Annotated in this window: 4 protein-coding genes, 4 tRNA genes and 1 pseudogene; all 9 read left to right on the top strand. The window is 54.2% G+C overall.

Annotation, left to right across the window (positions count from 1 at the left end):
- The first annotated feature begins 608 nt into the window (after positions 1 to 608).
- Positions 609 to 2297 (top strand): AMP-binding protein, encoded by a 1689-nt coding sequence (locus Q672_RS31470; protein WP_031226986.1) that lies wholly within the window; start codon positions 609 to 611, stop codon positions 2295 to 2297.
- Positions 2298 to 2302: 5 nt separating this feature from the next.
- Positions 2303 to 3265 carry a biotin--[acetyl-CoA-carboxylase] ligase gene (locus Q672_RS31465; protein ID WP_022986514.1) on the top strand — a complete coding sequence of 321 codons (963 nt, stop codon included), beginning with the start codon at positions 2303 to 2305 and terminating at the stop codon, positions 3263 to 3265.
- Positions 3262 to 4002 carry a type III pantothenate kinase gene (locus Q672_RS31460; protein WP_022986513.1) on the top strand — a complete coding sequence of 247 codons (741 nt, stop codon included), beginning with the start codon at positions 3262 to 3264 and terminating at the stop codon, positions 4000 to 4002. The genes Q672_RS31465 and Q672_RS31460 overlap by 4 nt, the downstream gene beginning before the upstream one ends.
- A 264-nt stretch (positions 4003 to 4266) precedes the next feature.
- A complete protein-coding gene (locus Q672_RS34360) occupies positions 4267 to 4665 on the top strand; it encodes an SPOR domain-containing protein (protein WP_233552511.1) in 399 nt (132 codons plus the stop codon).
- Positions 4666 to 4748: 83 nt separating this feature from the next.
- Positions 4749 to 4824, top strand: a tRNA-Thr gene (locus Q672_RS31455).
- A gap of 76 nt (positions 4825 to 4900) precedes the next feature.
- Positions 4901 to 4984, top strand: a tRNA-Tyr gene (locus Q672_RS31450).
- 61 nt (positions 4985 to 5045) lie between these two features.
- Positions 5046 to 5119: transfer RNA gene (locus Q672_RS31445), tRNA-Gly, on the top strand.
- Positions 5120 to 5161: 42 nt separating this feature from the next.
- A tRNA-Thr gene (locus Q672_RS31440) sits at positions 5162 to 5237 on the top strand.
- A gap of 155 nt (positions 5238 to 5392) precedes the next feature.
- Positions 5393 to 5470, top strand: a pseudogene (locus Q672_RS34175) (GTP-binding protein); the annotation flags it as partial.

Below are 5470 nucleotides of genomic sequence, written 5' to 3'. Positions count from 1 at the left end.
GGCCATAATCACGCCAGCCGCCAGCCGCAACACGTAACATGCCCGACGCTAAACCCCAAACACGCCCCCACGCCAACACAAAAAACTGCCGCCCGTCGGAGCCTGCCTCCTGTGGCCAACCCATCACCATGCTGGTATGGCTCTTACACGGCGAGGAGCGCTCATCTTCGTGCGCCCGTCTCCCCGTGTTTGAGAGCATTTCCTGAAAGCCCGCAAGAACATCGCTCCCGAACTCCCCTCCCTGACAGGATGCGCTTACAAGCAACGCAAGAGTGGCTCGGCATTTCTTCCGTGGAGCCCCTGTGAACAGGCTTCATTTCGCTGCTGGACGCAGGTTGGCATCTGATGCACGAAAACGGTGCTCTAATCCTGCCATCACGGTGTTATTTTCTGTATTCCAAGGCTCCATTGCGTTGTAGGAAAGTGGTAAGGTTGGGCCTGATTTGCACTTGTTGTATACGGAGTGACTACGGGTGTTGTTCGGCTCGTCCGGTGTTGGCGGGGTGTTGCCGGAGGCTGGTTCGGGAATTTGCAGGGTTGGCCTGCATCGCCCTTCTCATCGGGAGGGGCTCTTATTGTCGTTTGGATTTGGGAAAAGGTTAAGGACTATGGCATCAGATAATAAAGCCGGTGTAATGAATCCGTTGCAAGCGCTGGAGCAACGCCTCCAACAACATGGTGATGCGGTTGCATTTGTCCAGCCCCTCGGCGGCGGAGAGCTGCGTGAGTACACCTGGAAAGACGTTGACGATGAAGCAAGAAGGATTGCTGCCTATCTGCATGCTCAAGGTATGGAGAAAGGAGATCATGTGGCGCTGGTTTCCAAGAACTGTGCTGAGTGGATTATCACCGATGTGGCTATCTGGATGGCTGGTGGTGTCAGTGTCCCTCTTTACCCAACACTGGTGGCTGAAACGGTTCGCCAGATCATGGAGCACAGTGAGTCCAAATTCCTGTTTGTCGGCAAGCTTGATGACTGGGATATGATGAAAGCGGGGGTTCCTGATGGGGTCAAGCAGATTGCTTTGAGTCTGGCGCCTGAAGATGCCCTCAATGCCTTCCCGAAGTGGTCCGATATTATCCGCGAAACGGCGCCGCTAACTGAAGTGAATACCCCTGACATGGCTGATCTTGCCACCATTGTTTATACCTCTGGCACCACGGGTATGCCGAAAGGTGTGATGCATGATTTTCAGGGGCTCTCCATTGTCGGTGAGAAGATGATCAAGGTTTACAACCTTGAGCCGAATGAGAGAATGATTTCCTACTTGCCGCTTTCCCACGTTGCCGAACGGGTGGCGGTAGAAATCGCTGTGCTTTATGTGGGTAACAAGATTTTCTTTGCTGAGTCCCTGGATACCTTTGGTGAGGATATCAAGCGTGCCCAGCCGACGGTGTTCTTTGCTGTTCCGCGCATCTGGTCCAAGTTTTATCAAAAGGCGTCTGAAGCCGTACCACCCAAGAAGCTGAACACGCTGCTCAAGATTCCCTTCCTGAACAAGATCATCAAGAAGAAAGTGCTGGGAGCAATGGGGCTTGATGAATGCCGTATCGCACTTTCAGGCGCCGCGGCGTTGTCGCCGGATATTATTACCTGGTTCAAGAAGCTGGGTCTTGAGATTCTTGAAGTATATGGCATGACAGAAAATCTGGCGTGGTCTCATACTACAGAAGAGGGAGATCAGCAGATCGGCTGGGTAGGCACGCCTAACGACGGGGTTGAATGTCGAATCGGTGATGGCGGTGAGATCATGGTGCGTAGCCTGGGTAACATGAAGGGTTACTACAAGCAGCCTGAGAAAACCGCAGAAGATCTGACTGAGGATGGCTGGCTTCACACCGGGGATGTCGGTGAAATTGACGCAAAAGGCCGCTTGCGTATCACGGGTCGTGTTAAGGAAATCTTCAAGACCGAAAAGGGTAAATACGTTGCTCCGGCGCCAATCGAGAACCGCATCGTCACTCTGCCTGGATTGGAGCTTGCCTGTGTGATTGGACAGGGAATGCCGCAGCCTATCGCACTGCTTAATATCACCCCGGAGGAACAGGAAAAGCTGTCCAACGGAGCTGAGAAGGAGCATTTCACTAAAGAGCTCGAAAAACTGCTGGCTCAGGTGAATGAGCAGCTTGATCCTCATGAGCGTATGTCCACCTTGGTGGTCTGCAAGGAGGCATGGACGGTGGAAAACAACATGATTACTCCGACCTTGAAACTCAAGCGGAACGAGATCGAAAAGCACTACGCTGACGGGATTGCCCAGTGGGGCAAAACCCGCGGGGTGGTTTGGGAGGCTTGAGCCTGATGAAAGAGGCGGATCAGACGCTGATCCGCCTTCTCTCCGATGGAAAATCTCATTCCGGTTCCGAACTAGGGGATAGGTTGGGGATTTCACGGGCTGCAGTCTGGAAGCGAATACAGCGCCTTGAACAGTTCGGGCTCGCGCTGGAGTCGATTAAGGGGAAAGGTTACCGGTTGAGCCAGCCGCTTCAGCTGCTGGACGTGGACAGGATGGCCGAAAATGTTGCAGAACGTGCCCGCCTCCATTACAGCTGGGTAACCGATTCCACCAATGCAGATGCATTGGCCTTGCCGGGCCCGGTATCTATTCCCCACCTCTTTATCAGTGAATGCCAGTTGTCTGGACGAGGTCGTCGTGGCAGGCAGTGGCAGTCCCCGTTTGCTGCCAATATCTATCTTTCCCTGCGTTATAGTGCGGCCGGAGGGTTTTCAACCCTTGGCGGGCTGAGTCTTGTGGTGGGAGCCGTGGTTGCCGATGCGCTGGTGGCGCTGGATCCGTGTTTGCCTGTCACCATCAAGTGGCCCAACGACCTTGTCATTAATGGCAGCAAGGTAGGGGGTATTCTGATAGAGCTTGCTGGCGAAATGGACGGGCAGGTTGATGTGGTCATCGGTATCGGAATGAACGGGGCGATGACGTCGTCGCAGGCGGCAGATATTGATCAGCGCTGGACGGGGCTGGCTGATGAAATGCAGGGCAATTACGACAGAACGGCCATTGCTGCGGCGATTCTGGATGCGCTGCTTGATGCCTTGCCGTTATTCTCCGAGAAGGGGTTCGCTGGTTTTTCGGCGCTGTATGCCCGATTCGATGGTGTGCTGGGTCGGAAGGTCAGGGTGATATCAGGTGATAATGAGTTGATCGGGATGGCTTGTGGCGTCACTGACGAAGGCGCACTCAAGGTAGATGATGGTACCCAGGTGCGTGAATTGTTTGGTGGGGAAGTCAGTCTGAGGCTGCAATGAAGTTGTTTATTGATATTGGCAATACTGCCATGAAGTGGCGCTACACGCTTAATGGCGGGGTGGTGCAGGGCGGTTGCCGCCATGGTCGTGACTGGGCGCCAGTTGTCGAGTTGTTATTGGCCGGGGCGCCTGCCCAGCGGCTGGTGTCCGTATGGGTGGCTTCGGTAGCAGGTAGAGAGGCCGATGCGGAGGTGACGAGATTGCTGCTGGCGGCAACGGGAGTTCAGGCGCGCTTCTATTATTCCCGGGCAGAGCATCACGGGGTGACCAATTGTTATCCAGAGCCTGTTCGGCTGGGTGTTGACCGTTGGGTCGCCATGATTGAAGGATTCCGCCGTTTTGGCCCCTGCATTATTGTCGACTGTGGTAGCGCGTTAACAATCGATGCGGTTGATGCTCATGGGCACTTTATGGGGGGGTATATCGTTCCTGGTCTGGGCATGTTGCGCGGGGCCTTGCTGCGAGATACTGCTGATGTGCATATAGAGCCGGGAGCGTCTTCATTGGGCTTGGGCAAGTCTACTGGGCAGTGCGTCCATAATGGATTGTTGCGTATGTCTGTGGCCTTCGTCACGGAGGTGGTGGTTGAACTGCGCCAAGTGCTTGATGATACTTGCAAAGTGCTGGTGACCGGTGGTGATGGGCCGGAGCTCTTGGAGGCATTTGCATTTGATTTTGAGCATATGCCGGATCTGGTGCTGGACGGCCTGGAGTTTGTGGCTGGCGAAGAACAATAAGTTGGGGGCAGGTCTGTGCGGTGGATATTCTATAGTTTGTTCGTGGTAAACCTTGTTTACCTTGGCGTCCAGTTGACAAAAACGGTGACCCGGCAACCGCAGATTTCTCTGCGCGCCCCTTCAAGTATGGCCTTTGATGATTCTCTCGTGTTGTTATCAGAAAGCCCCCAGCCTCCGCGCGGGGGGGCTCGGGCTGCTGCCCGGGGAACGCTTTGTCCTGTTATTGGGCCCTGGGAAAGCATGGAGGCGGCCAGGGCGGGGGCTGTGCAGCTGAAAGCTTCTGGTGTGGCAGGGATGGTGCGCTCCTTGACCGTGGAGAAAGACCGGCTCAGCTGGGTGTACCTGCCTCCCTACGCTGATCGTGACAGGGCGCTGTCGGTGCTGCACGAACTGCAGGATCGCGGAGTTGACAGCTTTATCGTCAAAGAGGGTGATGATGCAAATGCTATCTCACTGGGCTATTTCTCCAGTGAAGAGTCTGCAGAAGGGTTGCGGGTGAAGATGCGCAATGCGGGGTATCCGGCATTTGTGCGGGAAACATCGCGCCCGGTGACAGAGTATTGGGTTTATCTTTCCGATCCTGAGCCGGAAGGAAAAGAAGGGGTGGTTGTTTTTCTTCAGGCAAATCAGTCGCTTAAACTGGACAGGGTTGCTTGCCAGTGATTTGGTGAGCAATTATTGAGCGTTCGGTCTCTAATTGGATTGCGCCCCACATATCCTTTCTATAGAATTCGCAACCCTTGTGAGCTGGCGTAGCTCAGTTGGTAGAGCAGCTGATTTGTAATCAGCCGGTCGGGGGTTCGACTCCTCTCGCCAGCTCCAGCTTATTAAGGTCGCTAACTACTTGAAAATCGGTTGACAAGTTGTTGGTGCGTAAAGAGAATGTAGGCCCTTTTCTGGAGGGGTTCCCGAGTGGCCAAAGGGATCAGACTGTAAATCTGACGCGAAAGCTTCGGAGGTTCGAATCCTCCCCCCTCCACCAGATTAAGCGTAGATCGGTTACGATCTGCAAGCCGGAAGGCTGGCAAGGCATCGGAAGGTTTGCGGGCATAGTTCAATGGTAGAACCTCAGCCTTCCAAGCTGATGATGCGGGTTCGATTCCCGCTGCCCGCTCCAGTTCCGGTAAGGTTTGGTCGCTGCAAGCGGCATGAAGGTTATGCTCATATAGCTCAGTAGGTAGAGCACACCCTTGGTAAGGGTGAGGTCACCGGTTCAAATCCGGTTATGAGCTCCAATTTCCGGGCCCAGGTATATCCTGGGCCCGGCTTCATGTGTCTTGCTGGTGCCAAGGCGGTCTGTGTTTTCTTAATGCAGTCCTTAAATGTGTCTTTTCGGTTGTATGTACGCCATATGGCGAGAAAGCGCAGCCAAGTTGAGAGGTGAAGAGTCGTGGCAAAGGAAAAGTTTGAACGTAATAAACCGCACGTAAACGTAGGCACCATTGGCCACGTTGACCATGGTAAAACC

Source organism: Alcanivorax sp. P2S70, assembly GCF_000475295.1.
Classification (GTDB): Bacteria; Pseudomonadota; Gammaproteobacteria; order Pseudomonadales; family Alcanivoracaceae; genus Alcanivorax; species Alcanivorax profundi.
The sequence above is the reverse complement of the archived record's forward strand: the minus strand, read 5'-3'. Positions and strand labels throughout refer to the sequence as shown.

Bases quoted from the DNA above. Each gene is read 5' to 3' on its own strand.
- Q672_RS31470 (WP_031226986.1), top strand. From the start codon at position 609: ATGGCATCAGATAATAAAGCCGGTGTAATGAATCCGTTGCAAGCGCTG.
- Q672_RS31465 (WP_022986514.1), top strand. From the start codon at position 2,303: ATGAAAGAGGCGGATCAGACGCTGATCCGCCTTCTCTCCGATGGAAAA.
- Q672_RS31460 (WP_022986513.1), top strand. From the start codon at position 3,262: ATGAAGTTGTTTATTGATATTGGCAATACTGCCATGAAGTGGCGCTAC.